The organism is Leifsonia sp. McL0627 (assembly GCF_058244615.1).
In genome coordinates this window covers 1,187,720-1,201,129 of record NZ_JBZCGM010000002.1, presented here as the reverse complement: position 1 = coordinate 1,201,129, position 13,410 = coordinate 1,187,720, and the positions used below count along the sequence as shown (strand labels likewise).

Here is a 13,410-nt window from a genome sequence, read left to right as displayed (position 1 = left end):
TGACCGCCCGCATCCGGGCGTCCCCCTCCGCTCAGTCGCGAGCCATCGCCGCTGCCAGGTGTGCTTCGACGTCGACGTAGGCGTCGTCGGCGATGTCGAACACGACTTTGACGATCTCCCCGTTCTCGAAGGGGAACTGCGAGCCGGTGTATGCGCTCGAGACGGCGTCCCCGGAGTCGTAGCCGATGCAGAGGCCTTCGCCGCAGAGCGAGAAGTGCCCCAGGATCGTCCGGATCTCCTGCTCGGCGACCTTCACGTCGTCGATGTAGAGCGCGAGCGGGCCGATGCCCTCGCGGTACTCCCCCATCCGCTCCTTGGTGAAGGCGGCACCGAGCACGTGGCGGCCCGGACCGGGCACCGGCGCGGAGATGACGCTCTCCGGCGGGATGCCGAGGAAGTTGTACACGTAGTTCAGCTGCCCGTCCTTGATGAACAGGGCGTGGCCGCCGAACCGGGAACCGTGGGCGAAGATCACCCCCTGGCTCGTCTCGGTCAGGTCGACCTCGGCGAGCACCTTGTACGAGACGCCGTGCGTGTTGGCGGCGGAGCGCTCCGGGATCTCCGTCGTGCCGGGATAGTAGGTGTACTGGCCGGTCGGCGGCACAGGGATCTTGAACTCCATACCGAGGAACGTCTCGTAGTCCTTCGGGTTGCCGATGATCTGCAGGTCGTTCAGCGGCAGCACGAGGTTGCGCTTCGCCTCCTCCAGCCACAGTGCCTTCAGCTCCTCCACCTTCTCCGGGTGTTCGGCGCTCACGTCGTGCGCCTCCGAGCGGTCGACGTCGGTGTGGAACAGCTGCCAGGTGTCGTCGTCGAAATGACCCTTGCCGCTGACCGGACCGTGCTCGGTGACGGCCTTCCAGCCCTGGTGCCAGATGCCGCGGTTGCCGAACATCTCGAAGTACTGCGTCTCCTTCGTCGTCTCGCCGTCGGCGGGCGCGTCGAAGCTGTACGCCATCGAGACGCCGTCGAGCGGCCGCTGCTCCACCCCGTTGTATGTGTCGGGCAGCTCGACGCCGCAGACGTCGAGGATCGTCGCGACGATGTCGGTGGAGTGGTGGTACTGGTTGCGCACCTCGCCGCGCGCCGCGAAGCCCTTCGGCCAGGAGATCACCAGCGGGTCGCAGACGCCGCCCTGGTAGACGTAGCGCTTGAACATCCGGTACGGCGTGGAGAAGGCGGTCGCCCATCCCGTGGGGTAGTGGTTGTACGTGTCCGGCGAGCCGAGCTTGTCGACCATGGTCAGGTTCTGCTGCAGGTCGTCCGGGTACCCGCCGAACACCTTGCCCTCGTTGACGGAGCCGTTCGGGCTCCCCTCACCGGAGGCGCCGTTGTCTGCACAGTAGATGATGAGCGTGTTGTCGAGCTGCCCGCTCTCCTCCAGGTAGTCGACGATGCGGCCGACCTGCGCATCCGTGTACTCGGAGAACCCGGCGAAGACCTCGGCGAGACGGCAGAACAGCGCCCGTTCCTCGGCGGAGAGCTCCGCCCAGGGGCGCACCTCGTCGGCCGGGGAGAACGTTCCTGGCGGCATCGGGTTGATCTCGGTCAGCTCGGTGCCCTCGGGGAGCAGCCCACGCTCGATCATGCGCGGCAGCACCCACTCGCGGTAGGCCTCGTAGCCGTCGTCGAACACGCCCTTGTACTTGTCGATGTACTCCTGCGGGGCGTGGTGCGGTGCGTGGTTCGCTCCGGGGCAGAACCACAGGTACCAGGGCTTGTCCGGCTCGGTCTGCTTGACGTCGCGCAGCATCCGGAGTGCCTGATCCGCGAGGTCTTTGGACAGGTGGTATCCCTGCTCGGGGAGGTACGGCTGGTCGATGTAGTGGTTGTCCTCGGCGAGCGACGGGTACCAGTTGTTCGTCTCGCCGCCGACGAAGCCGTAGAAGCGGTCGAAGCCCTGCGCGAGCGGCCAGTTCTTCTTCGACGCCCCCGCCGTCCACTCGTCGATCGGCACGTTGTGGTTCTTGCCGACCCAGTATGTGGCCCAGCCGGCATCCCGCAGCAGCGTCGCCATCGTGGCGTTCGACGCCGGGATGTGGGAGTTGTATCCGGGGAAGCCTGTGCTCGACTCTGAGATGGTGGCGAACCCGTTCGCGTGGTGGTTGCGCCCGGTCAGCAGGGTCGAGCGCGTCGGGGAGCACAGGGCGGTGGTGTGCCACTGGCTGTAGGTCAGACCGTTCGCCGCCAGCCGCTCCATCGTCGGCATCTGGATGCGGCCGCCGTACGGGGACCACGCGGCCTGGCCGGTGTCATCGTAAAGCACCAGCAGCACGTTGGGCGCGCCGTCCGGCGCCTTCGGTGGAAGGAACGCGTCCCAATCCGACACCGAGTCGCGCACGTCGAGTTCGATCTTGCCCTGGAATTCCCTCGCCACAGTCGTTCCTCTCTGCGTTCGTTCCTCGCTGCGTTCGTTCCCCGCTGCGTCCATTCCCCGCTGCGTTTGAGCCTGAACCTAACCCCGCTGTACCGGCGCGTCTAGTACCGCCGTTGCCCCCTAGACGCGGGCGCGCGGCAGTGGCTAGCCTTCGAGCACAGTCGCGGGGCTGCTGGCAGGGAGGGGATCGCGATGTCGACACGCCCACTCGCCGGGCTCACCGTGCACAACGCCGTGCGGGAGAGCGTCGCGGGCGTGACCCTGCTCGCCATCGCCGTCCCCCTGAACATCGGCTACGCGCAGATCGCGGGCCTGCCGCCCACCGCCGGACTGTACGCGCTGGTGCTGCCCGGCATCGTCTGGGCGCTCCTCGTGTCGTCCCGGCAGCTGGTCGCCTCACCGGATGCGGCGGCGGCTGCCCTCGTCGCGTCCTCCATCGGCGGGCTCGCCGTCGCTGGAAGCGCCGACTACCTCACGCTGGCGCTCGCTCAGGCGATCATCTGCGGCGTCATGTTCCTGCTGTGCTCCTTCTTCAAGCTCGGGTTCCTCGCCGACTTCCTCTCCAAACCGATCCTGATCGGGTTCGTCGGCGGCCTGGCGTTGGACATCCTGGTGTCGCAGGTCGCGAAGATGCTCGGGGTGAAGATCGACTCCGGCGGCGAGTTCACCGACAAACTCGTCGGGCTCGTGACCGGACTGCCGCACGTCAACCCGTGGTCGCTGCTGATCTCCGTCGGAGCGCTCATCATCCTGCTGGTCGGCAAGCGGCTCGCCGGCGCCGTCCCGTGGGCGCTGGTGGTGCTCGTGGTCGCCACCGTCGTCGACGTGCTCAGCCACGCGGAGAGCGCCGGCGTCTCGGTGCTCGGCCCCGTCGACGCCGGGCCGCCGACGCTGACCTGGCCGGTGATCGACTGGTCCATGTGGCTCGCGCTCATCCCGTCGGCGATCGCCCTGACCGTGGTGTCCATGGGTGAAGGGCTGCTCGTCTCCCGGTCGTACGGCGAGAAGCGCGGGTATCGCACGAAGCCGAACAGGGAGCTGCTGGCGTTCGGCGCGAGCAACCTCGCGGCCGGGGTGACCGGCGGTTTCGCGGTCGGCTCGTCCACCTCCCGGACGGCGGCGATGGACCAGGCCGGGTCGCGCACCCAGCTCCCGATGCTCGTCGCGGCGGTCGGCACGCTGCTCCTGCTGATCTTCGGCACGGCGCTGCTCACCCACATCCCGTCGCCCGCGATCGGCGCCATCGTGGCCGTCGCCGTCGTGCCGCTGCTCGGGATCGCGGACTTCCGGACGCTGTGGAAGCAGGACAGGTTCGAGTTCACCATCGGCGTCGTCTGCTTCCTGGTGACGCTGTTCGTCGGTTCGATCGCCGGGATCGTCGTGGCGTTCGTGCTCGCGGTGATCAACGTGACCCGGCGTGCCTCCGCCCCGGCCATCGACACGCTCGCGGCGGACGGCGACCCGCAGAGTTCCCTCCTCGACGCCGCGGAGCCGGGCGAGCCGACGGCGCCGGGCGTCGTCGTCGTGCGTCTCGCCGCTCCGCTGTTCTTCGCCAACGCGGCCACCTTCGGGCAGGCCGTGCGGCGTGCCGTGCGCTCTGTCGACGGTGTCACGCACGTCGTGCTCGACATGGAGGCGGTGACCGACGTGGACGTGACGGGCGCGGAGGGCTTCGCCGAGCTGCACACGTGGCTGACCGGGCGCAACGTCGACCTCGGCCTGACCAGACTGCGGCCGGGCCTTCGCGAGCGGATGCAGCACCTCGAGCTCCTCGATGGCGTCACGATCTACGACACCAACCGGGAAGCGCTCGCCCGCCTCACTCCGCCCCCACGGCAGGGAGAGGCCAGCCATGCCGACGCGTGAGACACGAAGGAGACCGTCATGCCACAGGTGATCGGAGCGATCCTCCCCCTGGCGATCGGAATCGCCATCAGCCCGGTGCCGATCATCGCCGCGATCCTGATGCTGCTCTCGCCCCGGGCGAAGAGCACGGGCGTCGGCTTCCTGCTCGGCTGGGTCGTCGGCATCCTGGTCGCGGTCACCATCTTCGTCCTGCTGTCGGCCGTCCTGCCGGAGAAGGACCCGAACGCGTCGCAGCCGATCATCGGCACCATCCAGCTCGTTCTCGGAGTCCTGCTGCTGCTCCTGGCAGTGCGGCAGTGGCGGTCGCGCCCGAAGGACGGCGCGGAGCCTACGCTGCCGAAGTGGATGGGCGCCATCGACTCGATGAACACCGGCCGCGGGTTCGCGCTCGGCTTCATCCTGAGCGCCGTCAACCCGAAGAACCTGCTGCTGGCCGTCAGCGCCGGAGTCACCATCGGCTCGGCCGCCCTCGGCGTCGGCTCCACGATTCTCGTGGTCGTGATCTTCACGATCATTGCCGCCATCTCGGTGGCGGCCCCCGTGATCGCCTACCTCGTCGCCTCCGACCGGATGCACGGACCGCTCGACGCCCTGCGCGGCTGGCTGGTGCACAACAACGCGACCGTCATGGCCGTGCTGCTGCTCATCCTCGGCGTCGCCGTGATCGGCAAGGGCATCGGGAGCTTCTGAGCGGCCTCCGATGACGACGACGCCGAGAACAGAACCGAGAACGAGATCCTGGCTGCTGCCGACGCTGGCCGGCTACCAGCGGTCGTGGATCGGCCGCGACGTGCTCGCCGGGCTCTCCGCCGGGGCGGTCGTGGTGCCGCAGGGCATGGCGTACGCGACCATCGCGAACCTGCCCGTTCAAGCCGGGCTGTACACCTGCATCGTCCCGATGATCGTGTACGCGCTGCTCGGCGGCTCCCGCGCGATGAGCGTCTCCACCACCTCCACCATCGCAACGCTGACGGCGACGACCCTCGTGTCGGCCGGGGTCGTCGCCGGCTCCGACGACATCCCGCGCGACCTGGTGACGCTGACCCTGCTGGTCGGCGCCATCTTGGCCGTTGCACGGGTGCTGCGACTCGGCTCGCTGGTGGAGATCATCAACAAGCCGACCTTGCTCGGCATCCAGGTCGGCGTCGGCGCGACGGTCGCGCTCGGCCAACTGCCGAAGCTGCTCGGCGAAACGGAGACGACGACGGGCAGCGGCTTCATCCGGTCGTTCGTCGCGGTGGTCGAAGCGGTGCCGTACGCGAACCTCGCGACGGTGCTGCTCTCGGTCGGCTCCGTCGCCACGCTGTTCCTGCTCAAACGCTTCGCCCCGCGGGTGCCAGGACCGTTGCTCGTCGTGGCCGCCGGCATTCTGCTGAGCGCGTTCACCGGGCTGACGGACGCGGGGGTCCAGCTGATCATGCCGGTGACCCAGGGCATCCCGGTGCCCGCGCTGCCGTCGTTCCAGCACATCGTCGCGCTCATCCCCGGCGCGTTCGCCATCGCCCTGATGGCGTTCCTGGAGACCACAGCCGTCGCCCGCGGCATCCGCGACACGGGCGACCGCACCATTGACAACAACCAGGAACTCCTCGCCGATGCAGCGGCCAACCTGGTCGGCGGCATCTTCCAGACCCTCCCGGCCGCCGGCGGGTTCTCGCAGAGCGCCGTGAGCAAAGCCGCGGGCGCCCGCTCCCAGGTGGCCGCCCTGGTGACGGCGGCGCTGGCGCTGCTGGTCGGGCTGTGGCTCGGCCCCGTGGTGAGCCTGCTGCCGCAGGCGACGCTCGCCTCCCTCGTGTTCGTGGCGGTGTTCGCGCTGATCGACATCCCCAGCCTCCGCCTGCTGTGGCGGGTCAGCCGTCGCGACTTCGCCGTCGCCATCGTGACGATGGCGGTGGGACTGATCGCCGGGCTGCTGCAGGCGGTCGTGGTGGGCGTGGTGCTGACCCTGATCCTGTTGCTGTCCGCGCTGAACAAGCCGCGCATCCGGGTGTCGTCGCCCGCCGACGGAGAGCTCGTGGTGACGCTGCTCGCCCCGCTCTACACGGCGAGCGTGCTGGCGACGGAGCAGGCGGTGCTGCAGGCCGTGGACGCTGCGCCGGACGCGCGCAGGCTCACCATCGACTGCACCGTGATGCAAGAGATCTCGGTGACGGTCATCGAAGGCTTCCGCGACCTCGACCGGGAGCTCGCGGGCCGCGAGGTGACGCTCGTGCTGACCGGATTCGCGCCGGCGGTGCTCGCGGTGCTGGAGCGCACGGCGTGGTTCGTGACGCTGCGGGAGGCGGGGCGGGCGGGGTAGGGCTGGTCAGCGTGCGAGGATGGCGCGATGGAGGAGAACCGTTCCCCGAAGAACGCCATGTCGCCGTCCGAGACGAGGCTCATCTCTGTTGCGAACAGGGTGAGTCGCATCGCCTCCGTCATCGGGGGTGCGATCCTGATTGTCTGCCTCATTGGCATCGTCGTCTCCGCAGTAGCCAGCGGTGGCCGTTCGCTCACCTCGGGTGGCCCGAGCGCAGCCGCATGGGCTGCAACGTGGATAGTGGTCATCCTTGCCCTCTTCTGGTGGTTCTTCGTCCTCCGCATCGAAACGCAACGGCGAAATGCTCGCCTCCGCCGTGAGGACGCTGGTGCCGTCGTGTGCGCTGCCGCCGTGAGCGGCGGCAATCGTCGGATACTCGGCGCGGCCACGGGGGTGCGACTGCCCGAGCGGTCACTTTCTGTTGTCGGAGCGCAACAGGGATTGTCCCTCATAGGAAGCCGGCGCTCCTTCGGTGCTCAGGCGCTGATCCCGTGGGACCAGGTGCGGTCGATCACGCGTCAGCCGCGCGGCAGGATCGACGTCCGGGTCAGCGACGGGATCGGCGAAGCAGAGGTGCGCATCCTGCTCTTAGACGATCGCTTCTGGTCGCCGCGTCGGCTTGGCGAGGGCATACAAGAACAAGTCGTCGCAGCATTGGACGAGCTCCGCATCGGCGGTTCGGCTCACTGAGCACGAGTCGCGCGCGCACCCATCAGGCCCGCGCGGTCCCGGCGATCTGGGTGTTGAACGTCACGAACGGCGTGTGCACCCGGAAGTGCTCGACCTCGACGCTGCGGAACCCGGCCCCGCGCACCGCCGACTCCAGATCACGTTCGCACGAACATCCCTCGAACGTCCACGCCCACGGCCGCCGGAACATCCGCTGCGCCGTCCTGGTCGGGGTGCCTTGCTTTGCCACCACGTGCTCCACGAACCGAAACGTCCCGCCCGGCCTCAGGATGCGCCTCACCTCGGCGAGCACCGCATCCGGGTCGTGCACCGTGCAGAGCACCAGCGACGAGATCACCGTGTCGACGCTGCCGTCCGGGAGGCCGGTCTCCTCCCCCATCCGCTCCCGCAGGTCCAGCTGGATGCGCCGGGCGAGCGCCGCGTTCTGCAGCTTGGCGTGCATGTACCGGTTGGGTTCGATGGCGACGAGCGTCGCACCCTCCGGCAGGTAGCGGAGGTTCGCGCCGACGCCCGAGCCGATCTCGACCACGACCGGCGGGAGGTCGGCGAAGACGCGCTGCTTCTGGCGATGGAGGCTGCGCTCCAGGGTCGGGCCGAGGGTGTGGAAGAAGGCCGCGTTGAACCGGCCGCGGGCGGGGTGGAGTTCGAAGGCGGGTGCCGGAGTGGTGGTTTCTGTCATGACGGGCTCCTGTCGTGAGTGGTAACACCACAGTGCGCCGACGCCGGGCGGAGGGCAGGCGGGGAAGTACCTCAGTTCGCGGGTTGGGACTCGACGGCGCGTGGGCCGATCGAGTGGTCCCGAATTGCCGCGCGCGCACGTGCGCCTGCGGCAATTCGGGACCACTCGATCGTGCTGACGACGCCAGGCCACCTACCCGGCCCCACCCCGCTCCCCCGCGTACCAGGCGGCGATCTGCGCGCGCGAGCGGAACCCCAGCCGCACCCGGATCCGTTCCACGTGGCCTTCGGCCGAGCGCTCGTCGATGCCGAGGGTCGTGGCGATCTCGCGGTTGGTGCGGCCCTCGCTGACCAGGGCTGCGACTTCGGTCTGCCTGGCCGTCAGCCTGCCGACCGGCGTCCGGGAGGCGCGCAGCCCGAGGAAGCGGCGGATCGGCGCGACGATGGCCTGCGTGTCGCCCGCCCACGGCAGGTGCGAGCGTCCCGGGAGGATCACGAGCTGCGCATCCGGGATGCCGTCGGCGAGCGCCGCCGCCTGTGACGCCGGAGCCGCACGGTCGTGCTCCCGGTGCACGACCAGCGTCGGGGCGCGCACCTGGCCGAGCACCTCCCGGATATCGAGCGCGTAGCTCAGCGCGAGGAGCGTCCGGGCGGTGGCTGCATCCGACGACGCGCGCTGGTACCGGCCGAACGCCGCACGGGAGCGGGCGGGCGCATCGGGAGCGAAGATGTCGGTGAGCACGTCGGAGCCGAGGCCCCAGTGCGATTCGACCAGGGCGAGGATGCTGTCCTGCACCTCCGGCGGGAAAGCTCCGCGCCGGTCGCCCAGCCTCCGTAGAGCACCAGCCTGCGCACCCGCTCCGGATGCTCGGCCGCCCAGGCCGTGGCGACGAGCGCCCCCATCGACGTGCCCATCAGGTCGAACGGTTCAGGGCCGAGGGTCGCGGCGAGCGCGGACAGCTGGTCAAGTTCCTGGCGGAGAGACGGCGGCCGACCTGTGGATGCGGACAGCCCGCATCCTGCGCGGTCGTAGCGGACCAGCCTGCAGCCGTCCGCCAGTCCTTCGTAGAAGGCGCGCTCCTCCGGCAGAGCCCAGCTCAGCTCCAGGTGGCTGAGCCAGCCGGAGACGTAGAGCAGCGGGCGCCCCTCGCCGACCGACGCGTACGCCAGCGGGTACGCGTCGTTCGTCAGCCGGCCGATGCGCTGCTGCATGCCACCATTGTGGCCCCGTCCGCCTCCACCGTGCTGGGGTCGCCGTCACCGACTCCATCACCGGCCCCGCCACCGGCTCCGTCACCATCGCCCGCCGACAGCAGTTCGGCACGCGGGATGGGGGTGAGCCTGTCCTCGAAGAAGAACCGCGAGATCCCGGCGCGCAGCCGCACCATGACGCCGAGTCGCCCCCGCTCGTCCGGGCGTGCGAGCACCGGCTCGGAGGCACTGGTGTCCAGCAGCCGCCACCGTTCGTGCGCATCCAGCCGCCGGTGCACCTCGGTGTACTCGCCACCGGGCAGACGGACGATCCTGCCCGTCTCGTAGCCGTGCAGCAGGATCTCCCTGTCCTTCTTCTGCAGGGCGAGGCAGACGCGCCTGGTCAGCACGAACACCAGGATCGGCCCGACGATCACGAGCACCTGGTACACCGTGACCACCGTCTCGACGCCCACGTGGAAGTGCGTCGCGACCAGGTCGGCGCTGCCCGCACCCCACAGCGCCCCGTAGAACACGACCCCTGCGACACCGACTCCCGTGCGCGACGGGGTGTTGCGCGGCCGATCCAGGATGTGGTGCTCCCGGCCGTCTCCGATGATCCACTCCTCGATGAACGGGTAGAGCAGCACCAGCCCGAGGTAGGCGCCGAGGACGGCGAGCGGCACGATGACGGCCAGTGTCCAGGTGTGGCCGAGCCAGACGAACTCCCAGCCGGACGGAACGAGTCGCAGGGCCCCGTCGAGGAAGCCGGTGTACCAGTCCGGCTGGCTGCCCGCGGAGGCGTCGCCCGGCGACGACGGGCCGTAGAGCCAGACGGGGCTGATCGTGACGGTCGATGCCACCAGCACGAGCAGCCCCGTGACGATCGCGAATAGTCCCCCGGCCCGCACGGCGGCGTTCGGCAGCACGGGCACCCCGATCACGTTCTGCTCCGTCACACCCTCCCGCATGAACTGCGCCGGCGGTTGACGGTAGCCGCTCCGGATGCGCCACCACAGCAACCCGATCAGCAGCACCGGGATGACGGCGACGTGCACGGGGTACAGGTGCTCGATGATCTGGCCGGGGAACTCGCCGCCGAACAGCAGCGTGGACAGCCAGGTGCCGACCACCGGGATCCCGAGCACGATCCCCTCCACGATCCGCAGGCCGGTTCCGGAGAGCATGTCGTCCGGGAGCGCGTACCCGCTCCACCCTCCGGCGAGCGCGACGATCAGGAGGAGGAACAGGAGCACCCAGCCCAGGCGGCGCGGCCGCCGGAACGCCCCGGTGAAGAACGAGGTGAGCAGCTGCAGGATGATCGCGGCCGGGAGGAGCAGGGCGGCCCAGTGGTGCAGCTGCCGCAGCAGCAGCCCTCCCGGCACCTGGAAGGAGATCCGCAGGGTCGACCACAGCGCCTTCGACATGGTCACGCCGTCGAGCGGCGCATACGCACCGCGGTAGGTGACGGGGGTGCTCGACGGCGTGTAGAAGAACATCAGGAACAGACCGCTCACGAACAGGACGAACACGCAGGCGAGCGAGACGACGCCGAACAGGTTCGTCCAGTGCAGCGGAACGTGCCGCTGCCGGAGCTCGGCCGCGAGCGCTGCGAGTCTGCGCCCAGCGCCCGTCCCTCTCGCGACTCCCGCCGCGCGGTCGGTGAACGACTGCTGTGCACTGGTCTTTGTCACGACGACCTCCTGTCTCACTACACAAGACAGCCGGGCGACGGGAAATGTGACAGCTAGCCCCCGATTGCCACCGCGGACAGCTTCTCGGGGTTCATCATCCAGAGCAGCTGGTCGATGCCGTCCGTGCCCGAGGTGACCGTGACGACGCAGAACACCGCGCCGTCGCGCAGCAGCGCGACCGCCGGTTCGCCGTTGACGTCGATCGCGAGTGCCGTGGCGCCCGGCCAGAACCGCGGGGCGAACGCATGGATGAACTTCGCGACGACCACACGGCCGGACACCACGATCCGGGAGGCGCGCACCACCCCGCCGCCGTCGGAGTAACTGACGACATCCTCGGCGAACAGGCTCTCCAGCCGCGCCAGGTCTCCCGACTGGGCGGCGTCGATGAACGTGTCGAGCAGCCGCCGCTGCGCGTCAGGATCCACGGCTTCCACGCGACGCTCCGCCGCGAGGTGCTTGCGTGCTCTGCTGACCAGCTGCCGGGTGTTGGCCTCGCTGGTCTGGACGATCTCCGCGATCTGGGAGTACGGGTAGTCGAACGCCTCGCGCAGCACGTAGGCTGCGCGCTCCGTCGGAGGGAGCTTCTCCATCAGCAGCAGCACGGCGAACCCGAGCGCTTCGCCGGTCTCCGCCCCGAGCGTCGGGTCAGAGCGGGTGTCGACCGGTTCCGGCAGCCACGGACCGATGTAGGTCTCTCGGCGGACGCGGGCTGACTGGGCGACGTTGATCGCGAGGCGCGTCGTGGTGGTCGCGAGGAACGCGGCGGGATCCTCGACAGCCGAGCGGTCGTAGCCCTGCCAGCGCAGCCACGCGTCCTGCACCACATCCTCCGCTTCGGAGGCGCTGCCCAGCACCCGGTATGCGATGCCGAACAGCCGGGGCCGCGTCTGCTGGAACACGGCGGTCGCCATCGCGAGGTCGTTCGCGACCGGCCGGTCGTCCGCTGTCGGCTGGTCGCGCATCCACTGATGGTACCCCCGCCGTGCGAACGGCACGGCGGGGGTGGTGCGCCTGGTGTTCAGCGACCGGTGGATGCGTTCAGCCAGTCCTCGAACCGGGTCGGCGCGATCCGCAGCGCGGTGATCGCCGGATCGTTTCCCGGCACCAGCGACGTGTCGGTGACGGTGCCGCCGAAGTATCCGGCGGCGGGGTCGGCGACAACAGTGCGGGTGTCGCCGCGCGCTTCGAGCACGCGGCGCGCGAGGTCGGCGAGGCGCAGCTGCTCCGGGCCGCCGAGCTCGGCGGTGCCGTTGCTCGGAGGCTGGGTCGCGACCTCGGCGAGCGCAGCCGACACGTCGGCGGCGGCGATGGGCTGCATCAGCACGGGCGACAACCGGATGGTGTCCCCGTCGGCCGCACCCTCGGCCAGTTGCGGGACGAACTCGAAGAACTGGGTCGCGCGCACGATGCTGAACGGCACGCCGCCGCCCTTCACGATCTCCTCCTGGGCGACCTTCGCGCGCATGTAGCCGATGTCGTGCATCCGGTCGGCGCCGACGATCGACAGCACGACGTGATGACCGACTCCGGCCGCCTTCCCCTCGGCGACGAGGTTCCCTGTCGACCGCTGGAAGAAGTCCAGCACGGCTGCGTCCTCGAACGACGGCGAGTTCGGGATGTCCAGGATGACGTCGGCTCCGGCCAGCGCGTCGGCGAGCCCCTCCCCTGTCACGCTGTTCACTCCGGTCGACGGCGAACCGGCGACCACGTCGTGGCCGCCCTTCCGAAGCAGCTCGACGGCCTTTCCACCGATCAGCCCTGTGCCTCCGATGACGACGATCTTCATGACGTTCCTTCCGCTCTGTCTGCCCGCGGGGCGTGCGCCACGCGGTCGTTACACCAGCTCAGACCGGGAGGTGCGGGAGTTTGTGACAGCGATCGCGAATTCGCCGCAGCGACGCGTCAGCCGCCGATCACATAGAACGGATACGTCCCGACGACCACGCCGTCCGACTCCACCTGCCAGCGGTAGACCGTGTCCGGCGCGAAGCGCAGACCGGTCGTGAAGTTCGCGGCGAGGACGTGCGTGACCGGCAACTGCCCGAGCGGGATGTCCGCGTCGAGCGGGAGGTGCGCATCGAACGGCACCGACTGGGTGATCCGGATCTCGTTCAGGGCGCCGATCGCGTCGGGCAGGCGGACGCTGCTGCCGTCCTTCCCGGCCAGGACGAGCTCGACGACCACGGAGCGCGACGGAGCCTCGGTGAGACTGACCGCCGCCCAGACGGCGAACGGCGCCGAGTCCGTTCTGTCCGGGGTGCAGGTGAGCACCCGGATGCCGGCGCCGACGAGGTTGGCCTTGCCCGCCGCATCCACGTTGACGTAGTCGGCGATCGTCATCGACACGCTGGTCTGACGAGTGCTGACCCTGGTTTCCTGATCCATGATGCCGGTCGGATCAGATCCACATCGCGAATTGCAGCCACTGATCCCGCGGGAGCCTGCGCTGCTGGCCGGCCTGGTTGACGATCCACTCGTCGGAGGTGCTCGCCACGTAGGTGGCCAGCACCGTCTCCGGCCGCCAGCCGTCGTCCGTCTGGGCCCAGCGGACCAGATGGATGTCCGTCCCCTTCTTGGGCGTGTTGCCAAGCGGGATTCCGAGTGTCGTCATG

13 protein-coding genes are annotated in these 13,410 nt (G+C 69.5%); 4 read left to right on the top strand and 9 right to left on the bottom strand.

The window, feature by feature from the left end; all coding sequences use genetic code 11:
• Positions 1–31: 31 nt before the first annotated feature.
• A complete protein-coding gene (locus tag AC37TH_RS06370) occupies positions 32–2,377 on the bottom strand; it encodes an arylsulfatase (RefSeq protein ID WP_490763495.1) in 2,346 nt (781 codons plus the stop codon).
• Between the two features lie 192 nt (positions 2,378–2,569).
• On the opposite strand from AC37TH_RS06370, the gene AC37TH_RS06365 reads away from it, so the two are divergent.
• From AC37TH_RS06365 to AC37TH_RS06350, 4 genes are read left to right on the top strand one after another with little or no spacing between them, the layout of a single operon-like run.
• Positions 2,570–4,243: a SulP family inorganic anion transporter gene (locus tag AC37TH_RS06365; protein WP_490763494.1), complete on the top strand. Its 1,674-nt coding sequence runs from the start codon at positions 2,570–2,572 to the stop codon at positions 4,241–4,243.
• Positions 4,244–4,261: 18 nt separating this feature from the next.
• A complete protein-coding gene (locus AC37TH_RS06360) occupies positions 4,262–4,933 on the top strand; it encodes a GAP family protein (RefSeq protein ID WP_490763493.1) in 672 nt (223 codons plus the stop codon).
• Between the two features lie 10 nt (positions 4,934–4,943).
• Positions 4,944–6,542, top strand: coding sequence for a SulP family inorganic anion transporter (locus tag AC37TH_RS06355; RefSeq protein WP_490763492.1), 1,599 nt, complete (start codon positions 4,944–4,946; stop codon positions 6,540–6,542).
• Positions 6,543–6,569: 27 nt separating this feature from the next.
• Positions 6,570–7,232, top strand: a complete 663-nt coding sequence (locus tag AC37TH_RS06350; protein WP_490763491.1) for a hypothetical protein — start codon at positions 6,570–6,572, stop codon at positions 7,230–7,232.
• 22 nt (positions 7,233–7,254) lie between these two features.
• On the opposite strand, the gene AC37TH_RS06345 is transcribed toward AC37TH_RS06350, so the two are convergent.
• The 8 genes from AC37TH_RS06345 to AC37TH_RS06310 all read right to left on the bottom strand — a co-directional run bounded on the left by AC37TH_RS06345 (position 7,255) and on the right by AC37TH_RS06310 (position 13,409).
• Positions 7,255–7,911, bottom strand: coding sequence for a class I SAM-dependent methyltransferase (locus AC37TH_RS06345; protein ID WP_490763490.1), 657 nt, complete (start codon positions 7,909–7,911; stop codon positions 7,255–7,257).
• 192 nt (positions 7,912–8,103) lie between these two features.
• Positions 8,104–8,484 carry a helix-turn-helix transcriptional regulator gene (locus AC37TH_RS06340; RefSeq protein ID WP_490763866.1) on the bottom strand — a complete coding sequence of 127 codons (381 nt, stop codon included), beginning with the start codon at positions 8,482–8,484 and terminating at the stop codon, positions 8,104–8,106.
• A 56-nt stretch (positions 8,485–8,540) separates the two neighbouring features.
• Positions 8,541–9,122 (bottom strand): alpha/beta fold hydrolase, encoded by a 582-nt coding sequence (locus AC37TH_RS06335; protein ID WP_490763489.1) that lies wholly within the window; start codon positions 9,120–9,122, stop codon positions 8,541–8,543.
• A complete protein-coding gene (qcrB, locus tag AC37TH_RS06330) occupies positions 9,098–10,795 on the bottom strand; it encodes a cytochrome bc1 complex cytochrome b subunit (protein WP_490763488.1) in 1,698 nt (565 codons plus the stop codon). The genes AC37TH_RS06335 and qcrB overlap by 25 nt, the downstream gene beginning before the upstream one ends.
• 53 nt (positions 10,796–10,848) lie before the next feature.
• Entirely contained in the window at positions 10,849–11,760 is a 912-nt protein-coding gene (locus AC37TH_RS06325) for an RNA polymerase sigma-70 factor (protein ID WP_490763487.1), read from the bottom strand.
• 56 nt (positions 11,761–11,816) lie between these two features.
• Positions 11,817–12,584 (bottom strand): SDR family oxidoreductase, encoded by a 768-nt coding sequence (locus AC37TH_RS06320; RefSeq protein WP_490763486.1) that lies wholly within the window; start codon positions 12,582–12,584, stop codon positions 11,817–11,819.
• Positions 12,585–12,700: 116 nt separating this feature from the next.
• Entirely contained in the window at positions 12,701–13,183 is a 483-nt protein-coding gene (locus AC37TH_RS06315; RefSeq protein WP_490763485.1) for a hypothetical protein, read from the bottom strand.
• Between the two features lie 13 nt (positions 13,184–13,196).
• A complete protein-coding gene (locus tag AC37TH_RS06310; RefSeq protein ID WP_490763484.1) occupies positions 13,197–13,409 on the bottom strand; it encodes a hypothetical protein in 213 nt (70 codons plus the stop codon).
• Between the last annotated feature and the right edge of the window lies 1 nt (position 13,410).

Bases quoted from the DNA above. Each gene is read 5' to 3' on its own strand.
- AC37TH_RS06365 (WP_490763494.1), top strand. From the start codon at position 2,570: ATGTCGACACGCCCACTCGCCGGGCTCACCGTGCACAACGCCGTGCGG.
- AC37TH_RS06360 (WP_490763493.1), top strand. From the start codon at position 4,262: ATGCCACAGGTGATCGGAGCGATCCTCCCCCTGGCGATCGGAATCGCC.
- AC37TH_RS06355 (WP_490763492.1), top strand. From the start codon at position 4,944: ATGACGACGACGCCGAGAACAGAACCGAGAACGAGATCCTGGCTGCTG.
- AC37TH_RS06350 (WP_490763491.1), top strand. From the start codon at position 6,570: ATGGAGGAGAACCGTTCCCCGAAGAACGCCATGTCGCCGTCCGAGACG.
- AC37TH_RS06345 (WP_490763490.1), bottom strand. From the start codon at position 7,911: ATGACAGAAACCACCACTCCGGCACCCGCCTTCGAACTCCACCCCGCC.
- AC37TH_RS06335 (WP_490763489.1), bottom strand. From the start codon at position 9,122: ATGCAGCAGCGCATCGGCCGGCTGACGAACGACGCGTACCCGCTGGCG.
- AC37TH_RS06325 (WP_490763487.1), bottom strand. From the start codon at position 11,760: ATGCGCGACCAGCCGACAGCGGACGACCGGCCGGTCGCGAACGACCTC.
- AC37TH_RS06320 (WP_490763486.1), bottom strand. From the start codon at position 12,584: ATGAAGATCGTCGTCATCGGAGGCACAGGGCTGATCGGTGGAAAGGCC.
- AC37TH_RS06315 (WP_490763485.1), bottom strand. From the start codon at position 13,183: ATGGATCAGGAAACCAGGGTCAGCACTCGTCAGACCAGCGTGTCGATG.
- AC37TH_RS06310 (WP_490763484.1), bottom strand. From the start codon at position 13,409: ATGACGACACTCGGAATCCCGCTTGGCAACACGCCCAAGAAGGGGACG.